Source organism: Bradyrhizobium sp. T-1, assembly GCF_053592855.1.
Genome location: NZ_CM132115.1, coordinates 8,101,654 through 8,121,824 on the forward strand (window position 1 = coordinate 8,101,654; position 20,171 = coordinate 8,121,824).

The following is a 20,171-nucleotide window of genomic DNA, read 5'->3' on the forward strand; positions in this document are numbered from 1 at the left end:
GGCCAGCCTTGGCGGAACATTGCCGATCATTCTGCTCGCGAATTCGCCCCCTCCGGACCGATGCTTAGCGGCATCAAACAGCTTCGGGAGCAGGCCAAATGGACAATTACGACACGGTCGACAGCCACGAACACCCCTGGCTCGGGAGGCTGATCAAGGTCGGTCTGTTCCTTCTGGCGCAAAGCATTGCCGTGCTGCTGGTGAGCTTCGTGGCCCTGCTGGTCAGTTTCGAGACCTCCTGGTCGGCGACGACGGAGCAGGCAAGCCTGCTCCAACCTGGCGATGCCAAGTCCGGCAGCCTCCTCCTGAAGCAGGACGGCGCTTACACCGAAGCCATCCGCCTCGGGATCGACGTCGACATCACGGTATCAGGCCCGACCCTGCGTACGCGCGTCACGCAAGCCTTCCGCAACCCGACCAGGGACTGGGTCGAGGCAACCTATGTCTACCCGCTGGCCACCGACGGCGCCGTCGACACGCTCAAGATGGTGGTCGGCGACCGCGTCATCGTCGGCGACATCAAGGAGCGTCAGCAGGCCCGCATCATCTACGAGCAAGCCCGCCGCGACGGACAGAAGGCCGCGCTCACCGAGCAGGAGCGGCCCAACATCTTCACCAACTCGGTTGCCAATATCGGTCCCGGCGAGACCGTGCTGGTGCAGATCGAATATCAGGAGCCGATACATCAGTCCGGCAACGAATATTCGCTGCGTGTGCCGCTCGTCGTCGGGCCGCGCTACAATCCGGCGCCGATCGTGCAGAGCGTCGACTTTCGCAAGGACGGCTCCGGCTGGGGCGCCACCGCATCAGACCCGGTGCCGGACCGTGACCGCATCTCGCCGGAGGTCGCGGATCCCGCCAGGAGCGCGCCGCTCAATCCGACCAGCATCACGGTGCACCTGAATTCCGGCTTCGCGCTAGGCGAGGTGAAGAGCCACCACCACAACGTCAAGATCGAGAGCCCGGACAACAGGACGCGCGTGGTGACACTCGCGGACGGCACCGTGCCCGCCGACCGCGACTTCGAGCTGACCTGGAAGCCGGTCGCCGAGAAAGCGCCGTCGGTCGGCCTGTTCCGCGAGCATGTCGGCGATGCCGATTACCTGCTCGCCTTCGTCACGCCGCCGGCCGCCGAGCAAGCCACGCAGAAGCCGTTGCCACGCGAGGTCGTGTTCGTGATCGACAATTCCGGTTCGATGGGCGGCACCTCGATCGAGCAGGCCAAGGCGAGCCTGCTCTATGCCCTCGGCCGGCTGCAGCCGAACGATCGCTTCAACGTCATCCGGTTCGACGACACCATGGACGTGCTGTTTCCGACCTCGCTGCCGGCCGATGCCGCGCATGTCGACGAAGCGACCTCGTTCGTCCGCGCATTGCAGGCGCGCGGCGGCACCGAGATGGTGCCCGCGATGCGCGCGGCACTGACCGACAAGATCAATGACACCAACATGGTTCGCCAGATCGTGTTCCTGACCGACGGCGCGATCGGCAACGAGCAGCAATTGTTCGAGACCATCACGGCGATGCGGGGCCGCTCGCGCATTTTCATGGTCGGCATCGGCTCCGCGCCCAACACCTATCTGATGACACGCGCTTCCGAGCTCGGCCGCGGTGCCTTCACCCATATCGGCTCGGTCGAGCAGGTCGAGGAGCGCATGCGCGGCCTGTTCGCCAAGCTGGAGAACCCTGCCGTGACCGGGCTCTCCGCAAAATTTTCCGAAGCCAAGGCCGACGTCACCCCCACGATCATTCCCGACGTCTACCGCGGCGAGCCGCTGGTGCTCGCCGCCAAGCTCGACAAGCTCGCTGGCTCGCTTGAGATCAAGGGCCGTGTCGGAGACCGCCCATGGTCGGTGACGCTGCCGTTGCAGAACGCCGCCGAAGGCAAAGGCCTGTCAAAACTCTGGGCCAGACGCAAGATCGGCGATGCGGAAGTGGCGCGGACGCTACGCGAGATGGCGCCGGAGGATACGGACAAGACGATTCTTGCGCTGGCGCTCGACCATCAGATTGTCACGCGGCTGACCAGCCTCGTCGCGGTCGACAAGACGCCGAGCCGTCCCGATGGCGAGCCGCTCAAGCTCAGCGAGCTGCCGATCAACCTGCCCGCGGGCTGGGACTTCGCAAAAGTGTTCGGCGAACGGCCGCAGCTAACCCCGACACAGTTGCGCGAGCGCCGCGCCGATGCAGGCCAGCCTGCCACAAGGCGGCCGGCGCCTGTCACACCCGACGCCATCCGCTTGCCCAAGACCGCGACATCAGCCGAAGTGAAGATGATCGCAGGCCTCATCATGATCGTTCTCGCCCTGATCCTGTTCGTGTTCAACCGGCGTCGGACCTTGCTCACTGACGCCGCTTGAGGGAGGAGCCCCCCGAACTCCTCTTGCTTGGCGCGCGCGGCTGCCCGTCCCGAAACCAACGGCCGCGCGCGTCTTTTTTGGGAATGTCGTTCCGGGGCGGCTCGCAGAGCCGAACCCGGAATCTCGAGATTCTCCGGTGCGCAATTCCGCACCGGAATTCGATGCTTCGCATCGCCCCGGATTGACGGAACAAGAGATGCCAATGCCCCGCCTCATCTCGCCTCTTGTCCTGGCGCTCGTCGGAACGATCCTGTTCGGTGACGGCGCCTACATCCACGCCAAGGCGTGGCTCGCGCAGGTGCTGCTGGAGCGAGCGTTCGACAGGAGCATTGAGACCGGGCAGGTGGTCAAGCCATGGTCCTGGGCCGATACCTGGCCGGTGGCGCGGATCGAGGTGAAGCGGATCGGAGCCAGCGCGATCGTGCTGGAAGGCACGAGCGGCCAGGCACTTGCCTTCGGCCCTGGCCATCTCGACCGAACGGCTGATGCGGGCGAACGCGGCGTTGCGGTATATGCTGCACATCGCGATACACATTTTCGCTTCTTGCGAAATGTTGCCATTGGGGACGTGATCGATGTCACACGCAGTGACGGCAAGCGCTTTCGCTATCGCGCAGATTCCTCCGCGATTGTCAGGTTCGACGCATCGGGTATCGATCCCGCGACTGGAGATTTCGAGCTTATGCTGACGACCTGCTGGCCGTTCGACGCCATCACGCCCGGCCCCGAACGTTACCTCCTGCATGCCACCCTGATCGGAGATGGTGAATAGCCATTCGCAATCGACCCGTGTGGGATCGGTCGCGCTCCCGCAAACATGCGTGGCGTGCGCGGCAGGCGCGTCAATGGAACCGCTGAACTGGCGCTACCGACTGTAGACTTATAAGCAAAGGCCTGCGAATTTTGCGGCGGAGCCGGGCGGGAAGAAGGGGTAAATGGACGAAGAACTCAGGCAGCGAGTGGAGCAGCTCGAAAACCGTGTCGCGCTGCTGGAGCGGAATCTCGATCTCGTTGCGGCCGGTCAGAGACGTTCCTCGCTTCGCAGTCTTTGGCGGCGTCCGCCGATGTGGACCTTCGAGCAATATCCGGCGCGATTGCTCAACCTGAACGCGTTCAACTCCGCACCCGCGACCCCTGCGAACGCACCGCGGATCGCGATGGTCACGCCGAGCTACAATCACGCGCAATATCTCGACGCCACGATCGAGAGCATCCTGGGCCAGGCGTATCCGAACCTCTATTATCACGTGCAGGACGGCGCCTCGATCGACGGCACGATCGATCTTCTGAAGAGCCGCGGCGACAGCATCAGCTGGAAAAGCGAGCCGGACAAGGGCCAGTCCAACGCCATCAACCTCGGTTTTGCCGGCGTCGATTGCGAGATCATGGCTTATCTCAACAGCGACGACATGCTGCTGCCGGGCACGCTCGCCTATATCGTCAGCTATTTCATGTCGCATCCCGATGTCGACATCGTCTACGGCAACCGCATCTTCATCGATCGCGAGGGGCTCGAAGTCGGCCGCGCGGTCCTGCCCCGCCACGACGGCAAGGCGCTGCAATATGCCGACTACATTCCGCAGGAGACGATGTTCTGGCGTAAGCGCGTGTGGGACAAGATCGGTCCGATCGACGAAAGCTTCCATTATGCGATGGACTGGGACTTCATCCTGCGGGCGCAGGGCGCTGGATTCAAGTTCGTGCGCCTGCCGCGGTTTCTCTCCTGTTTCCGCATCCATGATGCGCAGAAGACCGCAGCCACTTACGCGATCGGCGTCAAGGAAATGGGCATCTTGCGGCGCCGCGTCCTCGGATTCGATCCGACGCAGATGCAGATCCGCCGTGCCATCGCACCTTATCTCCTTCAGCAGCTCGCCTATCACTATGCGTACAAATGCGGGGTCTTGCGCTATTGAGGCGGCGACGCGAGCCGACGATTGCAGTCGTCACTTGCGATCCGCCGCGCATTCCGCCCGGCGGCATGCAGCTGTGCTGGTTGCCACTCCCCGCAACTCGCCATACAACCACGTGACGCACCGCCAAGAAGAACAACAGGTGAGGTCACGCCATGGAAGCTCAGGTCTCTGCCGCGTCGGTTCCTGCCCGCCCATGGTCGCCGCCGCCCGATGCCAGCGAGATCGTCAAGGGCATCCACGCCATGCTGCATCCGCACAACATCGTGCTGGTGGGCGCGACCAACAAGCCGGGCAATTACGCCGAGCGTATCTGGAACAATCTGATCAAGTACGGCTACGAGGGCGGGCTCTATCCGGTCAACGCCAAGCGCAACACCATCTGGGGCGTGCCCTGCTACAAGGATTTTGCGAGTCTCCCTGAGAAGCCCGATCACGTCCTGGTGCTGGTGCCCGCACGCTTTGCCGTGCAGGTGATCCGCGACGCTGCTGCGGCCGGCGCGCGGTCAGCCACCATCGTCACTTCGGGTTTCAGCGAGTTGCAGGATGATGAAAGCCAGAAGCTCGCTGCCGAACTGCGACAGGCCGTGCGCGAGACGGGCCTCGCCGTAACCGGCCCGAATTGCCTCGGCAATCTGAGCGCCGGCGAAAAGCTTTTCACCAATATCGACGACCGCATCGTCACCATGGAACAGGGCGCGGTAGCGATTGCCGGCCAATCCGGCGCCATCGTCATGGCGATCCGGCAGGCGCTGGAGGATCGCGGCGTCGGTGTCGGCTATATGGTGACAACCGGCAACGAAACCGGGCTCGAGACGCCGGACCTGATGCGCTATTTCGCCGAAGATCCGAGCGTTGGGGTGATCGTGGTCTATCTCGAAGGCGTGCGCAACACCAAGGCGTTTCGCGACGCCTGCAAAGCGGCGCGTGCCGCGAGCAAGCCGGTGATCGCGCTCAAGCTCGGATCGTCGGAGGGTGGTCGCGCCGCCGCGATGGCGCACACCGGTGCGCTGGCGGGTTCGATCGAGACGTTCGACGCGATCGCAACCCGTGAGGGTGTGATCCGCGTGAGCGGGCTCGACGAATTGATCGAGACCACCGAATGCTTCGTCCACGCCGCAGTGCCGAGAGGCGACCGGCTTGCGGCGGTGACGTTATCCGGCGGCAAGCGCGGCATGCTGATCGACGCCTTCTATGCACAAGGCCTGAACTTTGCGCCGCTGAGCCCGCATGTCAGCGGCGAGCTTGCAAAAATGCTGGGGCCGGGCTCGATCGTCGGTAATCCGCTCGACGCCGGCTTTGCCGCGGTGGTCGATCCCTCCGTCTACATGAAGTCGATCAAGCTGATGATCGACGATCCCGATATCGACATCGTCATCATCGACGCCGAGCTTCCAAAAGCGCCACACGAGCAGCGCGAGCGCAATTTGCGCATCGTCAACGAGATGGCAAGCCGGGCGTCAAAGCCCGTGATCTATATCAGCGCGATGTCGATCGGCTTCACCGAGTTCACCAAGGGCCTGCGAAAGTCGTTGCCGCATCTCGCAGCGATGCAGGGCATGGACCGCGCCGTGACAGCCATCAAATCTCTGCTCGCCTACGCCAAGCTGCGCAAGGAGGTGCCTGACATCGTCTCCAGCTCGAAGCCCGCCGCGCGCGCCGTGCTGGAGAAAGCGTTGAAGTCGGCGAGCGGTGCTGCGCTCGACGAGGTCGCATCAAAGAAGCTGCTGAGGGCCTATGGCATCCCGGTTTCGAGGGAAGGAATTGCGCAGACGGCGGCAGAGGCGGTGAAGATCGCAAAGCAGATCGGCTTTCCGGTGGTGGCGAAAGTCGTGAGCGCCGAGATCCTGCACAAATCCGATATCGGCGGTGTGGTGCTGAACCTCACCAGCGCGGCCGAAGTGAAGAAGGCCTTTTCCGACATCACCGCACGGGTGACGAAGCTGAAGGGTAGGCCGAAACTCGACGGCATCCTGATCGCGCAGCAGGTCAAGGCCGAGCTTGAGCTCGTGGTCGGCGCCTCGCTCGATGCCGAAATGGGTCCGGTCGTGCTGTTCGGCACCGGCGGCATCGATATCGAGCTGATGAAGGACGTGGCGCTGGCCGGCGCACCGCTGGACGAGGCCGAGGCCCGGCTTCTGATCGGCCGCACCAAGGCCGGCATCAAGATGCGCGGTTATCGCGGCAAGCCGGCCCTGCACGAGACTTCGGCCGTAAAAGCACTGGTCGGCCTGTCCAATTTGATTGCGGATGCCGGCAACCGGATCGCTTCGATCGACGTCAACCCCTTCCTGATCAATGCCAAAACCGGTGTCGCGGTCGACGCCCTGATCGTGTTGAACAATGCGGCGGCAAGACGCGCTGCCAAGCATTGATCTCGCGTGGGCGGGCAAGTCGTTAACCCGCCCGCGCTAACATTGCGGCCGTCCGGGCTCCTTCCAACTTCCCCGCTTTGGTCGTAAAATCGCACCCGCATGGCACGCGCGAGCAATCTGGTGATCGGGACGACGACGCTGGCGGTGATCGCCGTGGCGTTCGGCGGCGTGCTCGGCGTGCAAAAATGGCGCGCCATCCAGAGCCGTAGCCAATTGCGCGTCGTGTTCGAAGGCGGTTCCGCAAGCGGCCTGCGCCGCGGCGGCCCGGTCAATTTCGACGGCGTGCCCGCGGGCCAGATCCTGTCGATCAAGCTGGATAATCCGCGCAAGGTCGTGGCGCTGGTGTCGCTCGACAATAGCGCGCCGATCCGCAAGGACACGGTGGCCGGCATCGAGTTCCAGGGTCTCACCGGTGTCGCTGCGGTCTCGCTGATCGGCGGTGCCCCGTCCGCACCGCCAGTGCCGCTGGACTCGGATGGCGTGCCGGTCCTGACCGCAGATCTCAGTGACGCCGAATCCATCGTCGACACACTGCACAGCGTCGACCGCACCATCATCAGCAACGCGCCAGCGATCAAGGACGGCCTGCGCACATTCGAAAACTACACCGCCGACCTCAGGGGTAAGGGCGATGAGATCGACGCCGTGATGCTGAAGGTCGACAATGCTTTTGCGGGGTTCGACAAGGCGGTCACCAAGATCGAGGGCGTGGTGCCGGGCTTCGTCGACGGCAAGGCCGACGAGCTGTTCGAGAAGGTGAAGGGGCTGCACGAGCTCGCCGACACCATGAAGAAGAAATCGGCCAACTTCCTCGAAGACACCCGCCGCTCGCTGCTCGACGTCAGCGATGCCGCCAACAAGATGAGCGGAACACCCGCACCCGCCGCCGCTCCGCGCCCGCCGCGCAAGCCGGCGCAGCCGAAGCGGTAGGGCCTACCAGTTGTAGCGCACAACGCCCTTGCCGGCGTATGAGCGCGTGACATTCGAGAATTCGCCCTCGAAGGTCGCCGATGCGGACCAGCCGTTCATCCAGTTCATCTGCACCGATGCCGTGGTCAGTGCAGAATCGCGCGCCAGCGCGGCACCGTTGGGCAGCCTCTCGCAACCAGAGCACGATTCCGTCCGGCCGTCGTCCTGGACAAGCGAAGCGCCGATCCAGGACGACAGCGGAGAACGAACGGCCGGTCTAATCACCCATACACAAACGCGTTGTCGTCCAGATCCGTCTTCGGGATCTCGTCCTTTTCGGTCCAGTAATCCTGGCTGTGCTGCCATTCCGGCTTGTCGCCGCGCTTGGGCAGCAAGTCCATGTTACGCGTGATGTAGCCGGGGTTGAAGTTTTCCGGATCGATCCAGGGCAGGATCGGCATGTTGTGGTCCTCAGGCCGCAGCTTGACCTCGACCTTCTTGCTGCCCTTCGCCTTCATGTGGCCGAGCAGCCGGCAGACGAAATCGGCAACGAGATCCACGCGCAACGTCCAGCTCGCACGGAAATAGCCGAACACCCAGACCATGTTCGGCACGCCGGTGAACATCATGCCGCGATAGGTGACGGTGTCGCCGAAGGCGAGCGGCTTGCCGTCGATCTCGAAGGCGATGTCGCCCAGCGCGGAAAGATTGAAGCCGGTCGCGGTGACGATGACATCGGCCTCGAGCAGCTTGCCCGATTTGAGCTGGATGCCATTCTCGACGAAGCACTCGATTTCATCGGTAACGACGGACGCCTTGCCGCTGGCGATGCCCTTGAACAGGTCGGAGTCGGGCACGAAGGCGATGCGCTGCCGCCACGGCCGGTAGTTCGGCGTGAAATGGGTCTCGACGTCGTAGTCCGGACCGAGCACTGCGCTGATCTGGCCGATCAGTTCCTTCTTCACCTGCTCGGGCTTCGCCAGGCAGAGCTTTGTGAATGCATCCTGCTCGAACAAGATCTTACGGCGAACGATCTCGTGGATCCAGGCCTCGTCGACCTGGAGCCGGCGCAATTCCTCCGCGATCTCGATGGCGTTGCGCCCCAGGCGAAAATAAGTCGGCGAGCGCTGCAGCATGGTGACCTGCGCGCACTCGTCCGCAATGTTCGGCACCAGTGTCGCCGCGGTCGCGCCCGAGCCGATCACGACGACCTTCTTCGCCTTGAGATCGATATCGTCAGGCCAGGTCTGCGGATGGACGATACGGCCCTTGAAGCGATCCATGCCCTTCCATTGCGGCGTGTAGCCTTCCGAATGGCGGTAGTAGCCCTGGCACATCCAGAGGAAGTTGGCGGTGAAGGTCCTTGCCTCGCCGGTGTCCGTGGTCACCGCCTCGATGGTCCATAGATTCCGCTCGCTCGACCAGCTCGCCGAATTGATCTCGTGCTTGTAGCGGATATGGCGGGCGATATCGTTGTCGTCGATCACCTCGTTCATGTAGGCAAGGATTTCGTCGGCGGTTGCAATCGGCGGACCCACCCAGGGCTTGAAGCTGTAGCCGAAGGTATGGAGATCGCTGTCCGAGCGGATGCCGGGATAGCGATGCGTGCTCCAGGTGCCGCCGAACGTCGCCTGCGTCTCCAGGATGACGTAACTCGTGCCCGGAAGCTGCTTTTCGATGTGATAGGCGCTTCCGATGCCGGAGATACCGGCGCCGACGATCAGCACGTCGAAATGTTCAGAATCCTGCTTGGCCGTGGCGTGAGTGCGAACAGCGACATTCATTGTTGTTTCTATGCCTTGTCTTGTTCAGGCCGCCATTGATTGGCGACGCGTTTCCTCAGCGACGGGCATGATCACCCATCGCGCTTCCTCTGCAAAATGACATAGATCAAGCCGCGATCAAACTACAACGCCGCGCCCCAGCTCCGCGCGGTCTGCAAGATCCAATCCCGGTAAAGAGTCAGCGGCGTGACGCCGGTCAATCCGCCGCAGCCAGCGGCACCATTCGATCCAGTCGACCAGCTGATGACGCCGACGAGCACCGCGCCATTCGGCTTGTCCTCGAACACCGGACCGCCGGAATCACCGGTGCAAGCGCCGATTCCGTCGCGAACACCGTTGGTTACGGGATCGACCAGGCGCATCTGGAACGTGCCAGGCTGGCCCGTGGCAACGAGACCGGCAACCCGAATCGTCCCGCCGCTCTTGCCATCACCGCGCATAGTGACACCGATGCCCGCGATGGTGAAACGGCTGCCGACTTGAATTGGAATCGTCGGCGCGCCAACCGGCATCGCCGATTTTCCCTTGAGTGGAATTTCCAATTGCAGCAATGCCACGTCGGCCGTGGCGCGATGCGCCTGCATGGCCTGCATGTTGAAACTTGGATGGATCGCCACGGTGCGCACGTTCAACAATTGCGGCTGGCCGTCAGCGCCGCGATCGACGATCTTGTAGTCCGCACCGGGTTGCACGCAGTGGGCAACCGTCAGCACGAGCTTCGGCGCAATCAGAGTGCCCGTGCAGAAATTGCCGCGCGAGCCGACGATGGTGACGACCGCGCGCGCGACGCCTTCCGTCTGCGGCGTACCACCGCCGACAATGGCGTGAGCGCGCGTGGCGAGCAGCAGCGTAGATGCGATGAGAATTGCAAGCTTCTTCATGGGAACACGCTTCGGCATCAGCGGGGACTGCTTCGGACTGGTCCTTGCCGATACCGCATGCTAGCGCTCTTGGGAAGGAATTGACGAGGGCGGGACAGTGACCATCGAGGCGGTGATCTTTGATTTTGGCGGCGTGTTGACAAGCTCGCCGTTCGAGGCCTTTTCGCGGTTCGAGACGGAGCGCGGCTTGCCGATCGACATTATCCGACGCACCAATGCGGCCAACCATCTGGAAAATGCCTGGGCCAGGTTCGAGCGCGCCGAGGTCGATATCGACACGTTCGACAAGCTTTTCGCCGAGGAATCACGCACGCTTGGCGCTGAGGTGCGCGGCCGCGAGGTGCTGCCGCTCATCCAGGGCGATCTGCGCCCCGAGATGGTCGAGGCCTTGAAGCGCGTCAAGGCGCAATTCAAGACCGGTTGCATCACCAACAATTTGCCGGCCAACGCGATCGGCAGCATGACCGGTCGCTCACTCTACATCGCGGAGGTCATGGTGCTGTTCGACCATGTGATCGAATCCGCCAAGATCGGCCTGCGCAAGCCCGATCCACGTATTTACCAGCAGATGGTCGAGACGCTGAAGGTCGATCCGAAAACATGCGTTTATCTCGACGACCTCGGCGTCAATTTGAAGCCGGCGCGCGAGATGGGTATGACCACGATCAAGGTTACGAGCGGCGCGCAGGCGATCGCCGAGCTCGAGGCAGCGACGGGGTTGAAGCTAAGATAGTTCGCGGAAAGCTGTGGCTGCCGTAAGGTGGGCAAAGCGAAGCGTACCCACGCTACGAGCGCTACTCCGCCGCAGTAGCGATGCGCTCAGGAAACGCAGCAGCAAGCGAGGTACGATCCGGCTTCAGCACACCGCGCTCAGTGATCAGGCCGGTCACCAGCCTTGCCGGGGTCACATCAAACGCGTAGTTCGCGACTGGCGAGCCCTCCGCCACAATGCGCACCGTCTCCAGCCGTCCGTCCGCGGTACGACCCGTCATGTCAGTGACCTCTGCGCCGCTGCGCTGCTCGATCGGAATGTCGCGAATGCCGTCGTTGACGGCGAAATCGATCGTCGGCGATGGCAGCGCGACATAGAACGGCACTCCGTTGTCGTGCGCGGCAAGCGCCTTCAGATAGGTGCCGATCTTGTTGCAGACATCACCATTGGCGGCCACGCGGTCGGTGCCGACGATGGCGAGATCAACCATGCCGTGCTGCATCAGATGACCCCCGGTGTTGTCGGGAATCACCGTGTGCGGCACGCCGTGGTGACCGAGCTCCCAGGCGGTAAGCGAAGCGCCCTGATTGCGCGGGCGGGTCTCGTCGACCCAGACATGAATCTTGATGCCACGTTCATGCGCCAGATAGATCGGCGCGGTCGCGGTGCCCCAGTCGACGGTGGCGAGCCAGCCGGCGTTGCAATGGGTCAGCACGTTGACCGTCTCGCCCGGCTTCTTCCTGGCCACGATCGCCTCGATCAACGGCAGGCCGTTGGCCGCAATGCCGCGGTTGATCTCGACGTCCTGCTCGACAATCTCGTCGGCACGCGCATAGGCGGCCTCGGCCCGCTCGATCGGATCGATCGGGGCGAGTGCCGCGCGCATCTCGTCCAGCGCCCATTTCAGATTGATCGCGGTCGGCCGCGTGACGATCAGCGTGTCGTAGGCGCGTTTCATGCCTGCGTCTGAGGCATCCTCGCGCATCGCCAGCGCCATGCCGTACGCCGCAGTGGCACCGATCAGCGGTGCACCGCGCACCAGCATGTCGCGGATCGCAACCGCGGCATCCCCGCACGAGGTGAGCTTCGCAACGATGAACTCATGCGGCAGCCTGCGTTGGTCGATCGCGCCGACCGACCAGCCGTCGCGCTCGCGCCAGATGCTGCGGAAATGCTTTCCGTCGACCTTCATGGCATTCCGCCCTTCATCTCAAGCACGCAGGATGCGCCCGGCGACCGCATCGAGCTTCTTCAAGAGTTCGGGATCGCGCGCCTCGGGCGCAGTGATCAGCGCGGTGTCGAGCGCACGATCCGAGCCTATGGGGCACGGCTCGTGCTCGCGCGGAAAATCCTTGGCCAGCCGCGCCACCAGCGCCTTGGCCTTGTCGGCATTTGAGGTCAGCACGCGGATGATGTCCTGCACGGTGACGGCGTCGTGATCGGGGTGCCAGCAATCGAAGTCGGTCACCATTGCGACCGTCGCGTAACAGATCTCGGCCTCACGGGCGAGTTTCGCCTCGGGCATGTTGGTCATGCCGATCACGGAGTAACCAAGCGTCTTGTACGTCATGCTCTCCGCATAGGTAGAGAATTGCGGCCCCTCCATGCAGACATAGGTGCCGCCGCGCGCGATCGCGATGCCCTCGACCTCGGCCGCCGCGGCCAGATGAATCCGCAGCCGCGGCGAGACGGGATGCGCCATCGACACATGCGCCACACAGCCCTTGCCGAAGAACGAGCTCTCCCGCTTGTGGGTCCGGTCGACGAACTGGTCGACGAGCACGAAGGTGCCTGGCGGCATCTCTTCCTTGAAGGAACCGCAGGCCGAAAGCGAGATCAGGTCGGTGACGCCGGCGCGCTTCAGCACATCGATATTGGCGCGATAGTTGATGTCGGAGGGCGACAGCCGGTGGCCCTTGTCGTGGCGCGGCAGGAACACGATCGGCAGGCCGGCAATGGTCCCGCGCCGCACCGGCGCCGACGGCTCGCCCCAGGGGCTCTTGATCACCTCTTCGTGCGCGCCCTCGAGACCCGGCAAATCGTAGATGCCCGAGCCGCCGATGATGCCCAATACCGCCTGCGTCATGCCTGCTCCACCCTGTCCGCGACCTGCGACATGGTTAAGCTATGCCAGTTTTGCGGCGGTTTTGGAACGGGGGCGTGCTGTGAGGGACGTAAAGCGCTGGCTAGATACTCAGTGTCGTCCCGGCGAAGGCCGGGACCCATTGCCATAGGGAGTAATTTGGCGAAGATCAGTCGTTCGGTACTGCTACCATCCGCGGCCGACGGATCGCGGGGTATGGGTCCCGGCCTACGCCGGGACGACCACGCGACTAAGCCGCGGCCGCCAGCTTCAGCTGGGTCGCGACCATGCGCTCCAGCGTCTCGACGGACTTGAAATTCTCCGGCGTGATCTCGGACTGCGGAATGGTGAAGTCGAACTCGGCTTCGACGCCCAGCATCAGATTGACCATGTCCATCGAGGTCAGGCCGGCATCGACGAGCTTCGTCGACGGCGTGACATCGGTGATGAGCGAATTCTGTTCGAGGATGCCCTTCACCAGCTTGATGATGCGATCACGCACGTCGGTGTGGAAGGCCTGCATGGTTAAATTCCCATCTGTCTATCGAGGTCGGACCTGTCGCCCCGTACGATGGCCGCGACGGGCCGATCCTACAATGGGCGTGACCATTACTTCATGCTTCTTAGTAAACGATGACTCAGATTGTCGGAAATTCGGACTTCTTCCAGATCCCTAACGTGACCGTCGAAATTCGGAGGATGCAAACAACCGGACCTTAACTGTTCGTCCGGAATTGCAGTTCGTTTACCCTCTATTTCATCGACGAATTTGAATTAAATCCGTAGCCTCGTCCCACAAGCAAAGATGGTCGGAGGATCGCTTCGAGCGGCATCGCGAATGATGGCCGGCGATCCTGAACGACAAACCGGAGGCGGACGAGTATGAACGTGCGTGAAGCGGTCCTCACTGTCGACGAAACGCAGACGAGCTTCCTCGAGCAGGGTCCATCCCTGATCGAGCGCGCCGCGCGAACCGCCGCTGCGGCAGCGACGGACGCAGACGGGGTCGACCGCGACGCCCGCTTCCCCCACAAGGCTTTCGAAGTTGCCCGTGAGCAGAAACTGCTCGGCGTCATGATCCCGGCCGAGTTCGGCGGCCTTGGCGCCTCGATCCACGATGTCACCGACATCTGCTACGCGCTCGGGCGCGCCTGCGCCTCGACCGCGATGATCTATGCCATGCACACCACCAAGGTCGCCTGCGTCGTCAGGCACGGTCACGGCATCCCGTGGATGGAAACCATGATGCGCCGGGTCGCCCGCGACCAGTGGCTGCTCGCTTCCTCCACCACCGAAGGCCAGAACGGCGGCAACATCCGCGCCAGCGCGGCAGCCGTCGACCACGCCGGCGACACCGTCTCACTGGTGCGCGACGCCACCGTGATCTCATACGGCGCCGAGGCAGACGGCCTCGTCACCATCGCCCGCCGCGCCACTGAGGCCGCGGCTTCCGACCAGGTGCTGCTGGCGCTCGCCAAGGACGATTATTCGTTGAAGCAGACGCAAGGCTGGGAAACGCTCGGCATGCGCGGCACCTGCTCGACGGGCTTCGAGCTGAAGGTCGATTGTCCCGCCGACCGCGTCTTCCCGGAAGCCTATGACAAGATCCACGCTCAGACCATGACGCCGTTCGCACATCTGTGCTGGTCGTCGGCCTGGGCCGGTATTGCCGCTGCCTCCGTCACGCGCGCGCAGGCTTTCGTCCGCAAGGCGGCCCGCAGCTCCGGTGGTCAGATGCCGCCGGCGGCCGCGCACTTCACGGCTGCGAAGATGTCGCTGGCGAAGCTGCGCGCGCTGATATCAGCCAATATCGACGCTTTCGCCCGCGCCGAACATGACGAGCGCGCGCTCGGCTCGCTCGATTTCCAGTCCTCGATCACCCTTCTCAAGGTGCAAGCCTCCGAGCTCGCGGTCGAGACCGTGATGCATGCGATGCGCACCGCTGGCCTCTCCGGCTATCGCAACGACGGCGAGTTCACCATGGGCCGCCATCTGCGTGACGTGCTGTCGTCGCCGATCATGATCAACAACGACCGTATTCTGGCCAACGCCGCCACCTCGACGCTGATGAGCGGCGTGCCGACGAGCCTTCGTGACTAAACCAATAAGAACAATTTTCAGATAGCAGGACATCATCCCATGAACATTGCCGTCCTCCCCAACTCACCCGAAACCGCGCCAGAAATTGTCGACCCGCTCGATCATCTCGCCGACAAGCTGTTCCACCGCATGGGCTCGGACGGGGTCTACGCCCGCACCGCGCTCTATGAGGGCGTCGTCGAGAAGCTCGCCGCGCTGATCACCGGCAACCGCGAAGCCGGCACCGAGGTGATGCGCTTTCCGCCGGTGATGAGCCGGGCGCAGCTGGAAAAGTCCGGCTATCTCAAGAGCTTTCCGAATCTGCTCGGCTGCGTCTGCGGCCTGCACGGCACCGAACGCGAGATCAACGCTGCGGTGAGCCGCTTCGATGCCGGCGGCGACTGGACTTCGTCGCTCTCGCCCGCCGATCTCGTGCTGTCGCCGGCTGCCTGCTATCCCGTGTACCCGATCGCGGCGAGCCGTGGCCAATTGCCGAAGGGCGGCCTGCGCTTCGACGTCGCCGCCGACTGCTTCCGCCGCGAGCCGTCGAAGCATCTCGACCGGCTGCAATCGTTCCGGATGCGCGAATATGTCTGCATCGGCACCCCCGACGACGTCGCCGATTTCCGCGAGCGCTGGATGGTGCGCGCGCAGAAGATCGCGACCGATCTCGGCCTGACCTTCCGCGTCGATTATGCCAGCGATCCCTTCTTCGGCCGCGTCGGCCAGATGAAGGCGGTGAGCCAGAAGCAGCAGCAGCTCAAGTTCGAGCTCCTGATCCCACTACGCTCGGAAGAGCAGCCGACGGCTTGCATGAGCTTCAACTATCATCGCGAACATTTCGGCACGACCTGGGGTATCCAGGACGCCAATGGCGAGCCCGCGCACACCGGCTGCGTCGCCTTCGGCATGGATCGCCTGGCCGTCGCCATGTTCCACACCCACGGCACGGATCTCTCCGCCTGGCCCGCCAAGGTGCGGGACATTCTGGGCATGCCGCACGTCGCGGTGGACGCTCACGGCGAAGGCTGGCGCTAAGGTAAGAGGCCGACCATTTCCACGGGCAAGACGAGCGTGATCCATACCAAGGTCCGATGTCGCGAGATTACCGAGTCCGATGTTGAAGCCATCGCGGACTTGCTGACGCGCGGCTTCGTTGGCCGCTCGCACAGCTACTGGATCCAGGGTCTGCGCCGGCAGGCCTTCCGGCCGGTGCCGGACGGCTATCCGCGCTTCGGCTACATGCTCGACAATGACGGCGAACCGGTCGGCGTACTGCTCCTGATCTACACCGCGCGCAGGGATGGCGAGGAGACCGCCATCCAGTGCAATTTGTCGAGCTGGTATGTCGAGCCGGCCTACCGCAATTATGCGCCGCTGCTGACCAAGATCGCGCAGCGGCACAAGCACGTGACTTACCTCAACATCAGCCCGGCTCCGTGGACCTGGCCGCTCATCGAGACGCAGGGTTTTCGCGCCTATTGCCGCGGCCTGTTCGTCTCGGTGCCGGCTCTGTCGCGCGCTCCGCGCTGGAGCAAGATCGAAGTCATCTCCCCACACACCAAGCAGATCGAGGGCCTGTCCGAGGCCGAGACCGAGTTGCTGACACGGCATGCGCGCTATAATTGCCTCAGCCTGGTCTGCCGCACGCCGAAGGGCGTCTTCCCCTTCATCCTGCAACCGGTGCGGATCCGGCGCGGTTTCATCGCACCGCCGGCGATGCAGCTGATCTACTGCCGCAACGCCGCCGAATACGCCGCCTGCGCCGGCCGCATCGGCCGGTTGTTGCTGCGTCTCGGCAAGATCTCGGTGTTGGTCGATTCCAACGAGCCCATCCCCGGCCTTGTCGGTATTTATACCGAGCGACGCGGCCGCAAATATTTCAAGGGTCCGCATCGCCCACGGCTGGCCGATCTCACTGATACGGAACTCGTGTTGTACGGACCGTAGGCGTTGAGCCCTGCTATCGCCCCGTGGGCCAGCGGTTCGTGCACTCGCTCTCCATCGCCAGTCACCCTCCGTAAACTACGGCGCTTAAGGGAATTTTCCCGCCTCTTCGCTACGCTCCGTGGCTGAATTACGTTGCGTTAAGTCTATTGCCACCGAGATCCCGCTGATCCCATGACGTCGACCCGCGACAACGAGCTCGGTGCGTGCCGCGAGCAAGGCCAACAGGCCCTGCTCTCACTGAGCCAGCTTGCACTCGACGGCATGGAGCAGGGCGTTTGCGTCTACGACGCCGACAATCGCATCGTGCTGGTCAACGCGCGCTACCTGACGCTATTCGACATGTCGGCCGATATCGTCAGGCTCGGAACGAGCTACCGCGACGTGCTCGCCCACAGCGTGGCGCGCGGGAATATCCCGGCGGGCGAGCTCGATGCGCTCTACGCTTCGCGGATCGCGTTGATTGCGGCCGGCGAGCCGTTCCAGACGCGACAGACGCTCGCAAACGGCCTTGTCATCACGCTCGAACTGAAGCCGCTTCCCGGCGGCGGCTGGATGACGATCTGCGACGATGTCAGCCGCCTCGCCCGCCTCGAGGCCGAGCTGCAACTGCAGACGGAGCGCAGCCAGCACGCGCTCGCCCACATGTCGCACGGCCTTATCATGTATGACGCCGGCGGGCGTGTCGTCGTCTGCAACGAGCGCTTCCTGCAACTCTACAATCTCGACCCGAACGTGGTGAAGCCCGGCATCGCCCACGGCGCGGCCATCGATCATTGGCTGTCACGCGGCAACCGAGCGGCGATGTCCGGAGACGCGTTCCGCGATGCCCGGACCAACGACATCCGGACGAGAAGCCCGAAGACCATTCTCGTGACATGCCATGACGGTCGAAAAGTGCAGGCCGTATCCCGCTTCATGCCCGATGGCGGCTGGGTCACCGTGCACGAGGACGTCACCGCGCGGTTGCAGCACGAAGAGACGCTGAAGCAGCAAAACCTGATGCTGGATGCCGCGCTCGAAAACATGGCGCATGGGCTCGCCTTCTACGACGGCGACATGCGCCTCCGCATCTGCAACTCCACCTATCAGAAGATCTATCGGCTGTCGCCGGAGGAGAGCAAGCCGGGCACGCATCTCTCCGAGCTGATCGAGCGGTCGATGGCCAACGGCGCCTTCGCCTCCGAATACAGCCCGCAGCAGATCCTGGAAGCTGCCCGCGCCCGGATCGAGAACAACGATTCCTCGCCGATGCGCCGGCGCATGATCAACGACACGATGATCTCGGTGCGCTATTGCGCGCTGCCCGAGGGCGGCTTCGTCGCCACCTATGAGGACATTACCGAGCGCGAACGCGCCGTCGAGGAATTGAGTGAGCAGTATCGCCGCTTCGACGCAGCGCTGAACAATATGAGCCAGGGCTTGTGCATGCTCGATGCGAGCCTGCACGTGATCGTCTGCAACCGCCGCTACATCGAGATGTACGGGCTGTCGCCCGACATCGTGAAGCCGGGCATTTCAATGCGCGAGATCATGGAGCACAGCTGTTCGCTCGGCATCCATCCGAACATGACCGGCGCCAGGCTCTATGCCGACTACGTCGAGCGGCTGCGCGAGGGCGAGCACACGCTGCACCGCCATTTGAGCGACGGCCGCATCATCAAGCTCAACCATAAGCGGATGGTGCATGGCGGCTGGGTCGTCACCTACGAAGACGTCACCGAGCGCCACAAGGCCCAGGCGCGCGTCGCGCACATGGCGCAGCACGACTCGCTCACCGACCTGCCCAACCGTACGCTGTTCCGCGAGAAGATGAGCGAAGGGCTGAACCAGGTCGCGATCGCCGGCGGCGCCATGGCCGTGCTGTGCTTCGACCTCGACAATTTCAAGACCGTCAACGACCGGCTCGGACATGCCGCCGGCGACCGATTGCTGCGCTGGGTCGCGGCACGGCTGAGGGAGAATGTCGGCGAGCACGACACCGTCGCGCGCCTCGGCGGCGACGAGTTCGCCGTGCTCCAGCGCGGACCGCAGCCGCAATCGGCAGAGCGGCTTGCAAGACGCCTGGTCGAGATCATCGGACACCCGCCGCCGCTGGAAAGCCAGTCCATCCATGTCGGCGCCTCCGTCGGTATCGCAATCGCGCCCGATCACGGGTTGGATGCCGACGAGCTGATGAAATGCGCCGACCTTGCGCTCTACCAGGCCAAGGCCAAGGGGCGCGGCGCATATCAGCTGTTCGAGCCCGAGATGGAGGAACAAGCGCGCAGCCGGCACGCGGTCGAGCACGATCTGCGCGGCGCGCTGGAAGCCAGCCAATTCCATCTGGTGTTTCAGCCGCAGGTGCGGCTCGACACCACCGAGCTCACCGGCTTCGAGGCGCTGCTGCGCTGGAAGCATCCCTCGCGCGGCCTCGTCTCGCCGGCCGAGTTCATTCCGATCGCCGAAGAGAACGGGCTGATCGTTCCGATCGGCGAATGGGTGCTGCGCACGGCCTGCGCCACAGCTGCAGCATGGCCGGATGTCACGGTCGCCGTGAACTTGTCGCCGGTGCAGTTCCGCTCGCGCGGGCTGGTGGCGATGGTCACGAGCGCGCTGGCGGAAGCCGGCCTGCTGCCGCAGCGGCTCGAGCTCGAGGTCACCGAGACGGCGCTGCTCGACGACAGCGAAGCCACGATCGGGATCCTGCATCAGCTCCGCGCCCTCGGCGTGCGCGTCAGCCTCGACGATTTCGGTGTCGGCTATTCGTCGCTGAGTTACTTGCGCAAGTTTCCGTTCGACCGCATCAAGATCGACCGCTCCTTCGTCGGCACGCTCGGCGAAAGCCCGGAGAGCGTCGCCATCGTCCGCACCATCGCGAGCCTCGGCTCGGTGCTCGGCGTCGAGACCACGGCGGAAGGCGTCGAGACGGTGGAGCAGCTCGACTTCGTGCGCGAATGCGGCTGCACCGCGGTGCAGGGCTTTTATTTCGGCAAGCCCTGCCCGGCGGCCGAGGTGGGCCTGACCATCGAGACGCTCAACGCCGTTCGCCGCGTGGCGTGAGGTTTCTTCTCGCCTCATGAACTTCTGCGAAAACAACCCCATGCACAGTAGAACGGGGTTGATTCTAAACCGGATTCTCGGCTTGC

At 63.6% G+C, this 20,171-nt stretch carries 15 protein-coding genes and 1 pseudogene; 10 read left to right on the plus strand and 6 right to left on the minus strand.

What is annotated here, in order from left to right; genetic code table 11:
* Positions 1-98 precede the first annotated feature (98 nt).
* The 5 genes from ACWAT4_RS38690 to ACWAT4_RS38710 all read left to right on the plus strand — a co-directional run bounded on the left by ACWAT4_RS38690 (position 99) and on the right by ACWAT4_RS38710 (position 7,578).
* Positions 99-2,360, plus strand: coding sequence for a marine proteobacterial sortase target protein (locus ACWAT4_RS38690; protein WP_449729505.1), 2,262 nt, complete (start codon positions 99-101; stop codon positions 2,358-2,360).
* Between the two features lie 202 nt (positions 2,361-2,562).
* Entirely contained in the window at positions 2,563-3,132 is a 570-nt protein-coding gene (locus tag ACWAT4_RS38695; protein WP_212424351.1) for a class GN sortase, read from the plus strand.
* A 163-nt stretch (positions 3,133-3,295) separates the two neighbouring features.
* Positions 3,296-4,276 carry a glycosyltransferase family 2 protein gene (locus ACWAT4_RS38700; RefSeq protein ID WP_212303320.1) on the plus strand — a complete coding sequence of 327 codons (981 nt, stop codon included), beginning with the start codon at positions 3,296-3,298 and terminating at the stop codon, positions 4,274-4,276.
* 152 nt (positions 4,277-4,428) lie between these two features.
* A complete protein-coding gene (locus ACWAT4_RS38705) occupies positions 4,429-6,648 on the plus strand; it encodes an acetate--CoA ligase family protein (protein ID WP_449729506.1) in 2,220 nt (739 codons plus the stop codon).
* 99 nt (positions 6,649-6,747) lie between these two features.
* Entirely contained in the window at positions 6,748-7,578 is an 831-nt protein-coding gene (locus ACWAT4_RS38710) for an MlaD family protein (RefSeq protein ID WP_449729507.1), read from the plus strand.
* A 3-nt stretch (positions 7,579-7,581) separates the two neighbouring features.
* On the opposite strand, the pseudogene ACWAT4_RS38715 reads toward ACWAT4_RS38710, so the two are convergent.
* From ACWAT4_RS38715 to ACWAT4_RS38725, 3 genes and pseudogenes are all read right to left on the minus strand, one after another.
* A pseudogene (locus ACWAT4_RS38715) lies at positions 7,582-7,740 on the minus strand (autotransporter outer membrane beta-barrel domain-containing protein); the annotation flags it as partial.
* Between the two features lie 98 nt (positions 7,741-7,838).
* Positions 7,839-9,341: a flavin-containing monooxygenase gene (locus tag ACWAT4_RS38720; protein ID WP_212303317.1), complete on the minus strand. Its 1,503-nt coding sequence runs from the start codon at positions 9,339-9,341 to the stop codon at positions 7,839-7,841.
* A 122-nt stretch (positions 9,342-9,463) separates the two neighbouring features.
* On the minus strand, positions 9,464-10,222 hold the full coding sequence (locus ACWAT4_RS38725) for a S1 family peptidase (protein WP_212303316.1): 759 nt from the start codon (positions 10,220-10,222) through the stop codon (positions 9,464-9,466).
* A gap of 97 nt (positions 10,223-10,319) precedes the next feature.
* Here ACWAT4_RS38725 and ACWAT4_RS38730 point away from each other — a divergent pair, with 97 nt between their 5' ends.
* Positions 10,320-10,955: an HAD-IA family hydrolase gene (locus ACWAT4_RS38730; RefSeq protein ID WP_449729508.1), complete on the plus strand. Its 636-nt coding sequence runs from the start codon at positions 10,320-10,322 to the stop codon at positions 10,953-10,955.
* Positions 10,956-11,016: 61 nt separating this feature from the next.
* On the opposite strand, the gene mtnA is transcribed toward ACWAT4_RS38730, so the two are convergent.
* The 3 genes from mtnA to ACWAT4_RS38745 form a co-directional block, all read right to left on the minus strand.
* Positions 11,017-12,126 (minus strand): S-methyl-5-thioribose-1-phosphate isomerase, encoded by a 1,110-nt coding sequence (mtnA, locus tag ACWAT4_RS38735; protein ID WP_212303314.1) that lies wholly within the window; start codon positions 12,124-12,126, stop codon positions 11,017-11,019.
* Positions 12,127-12,144: 18 nt separating this feature from the next.
* Complete coding sequence (locus tag ACWAT4_RS38740) at positions 12,145-13,020, minus strand: S-methyl-5'-thioadenosine phosphorylase (protein ID WP_212303313.1); 876 nt, start codon at positions 13,018-13,020, stop codon at positions 12,145-12,147.
* A gap of 247 nt (positions 13,021-13,267) precedes the next feature.
* Entirely contained in the window at positions 13,268-13,540 is a 273-nt protein-coding gene (locus ACWAT4_RS38745) for a phosphopantetheine-binding protein (protein WP_212424346.1), read from the minus strand.
* A 359-nt stretch (positions 13,541-13,899) separates the two neighbouring features.
* Between ACWAT4_RS38745 and ACWAT4_RS38750 the strand changes: the two genes are divergently transcribed.
* The 4 genes from ACWAT4_RS38750 to ACWAT4_RS38765 all read left to right on the plus strand — a co-directional run bounded on the left by ACWAT4_RS38750 (position 13,900) and on the right by ACWAT4_RS38765 (position 20,085).
* A complete protein-coding gene (locus ACWAT4_RS38750) occupies positions 13,900-15,117 on the plus strand; it encodes an acyl-CoA dehydrogenase family protein (RefSeq protein ID WP_449729509.1) in 1,218 nt (405 codons plus the stop codon).
* 39 nt (positions 15,118-15,156) lie between these two features.
* Positions 15,157-16,134, plus strand: coding sequence for an amino acid--[acyl-carrier-protein] ligase (locus tag ACWAT4_RS38755; protein ID WP_212303310.1), 978 nt, complete (start codon positions 15,157-15,159; stop codon positions 16,132-16,134).
* Between the two features lie 36 nt (positions 16,135-16,170).
* The gene (locus ACWAT4_RS38760; RefSeq protein ID WP_212424344.1) at positions 16,171-17,046 is read left to right on the plus strand and encodes an acyl-CoA acyltransferase; all 876 of its coding nucleotides are present in this window, start codon (positions 16,171-16,173) and stop codon (positions 17,044-17,046) included.
* A gap of 171 nt (positions 17,047-17,217) precedes the next feature.
* Positions 17,218-20,085 (plus strand): PAS-domain containing protein, encoded by a 2,868-nt coding sequence (locus tag ACWAT4_RS38765; RefSeq protein WP_449729510.1) that lies wholly within the window; start codon positions 17,218-17,220, stop codon positions 20,083-20,085.
* Positions 20,086-20,171 lie beyond the last annotated feature (86 nt).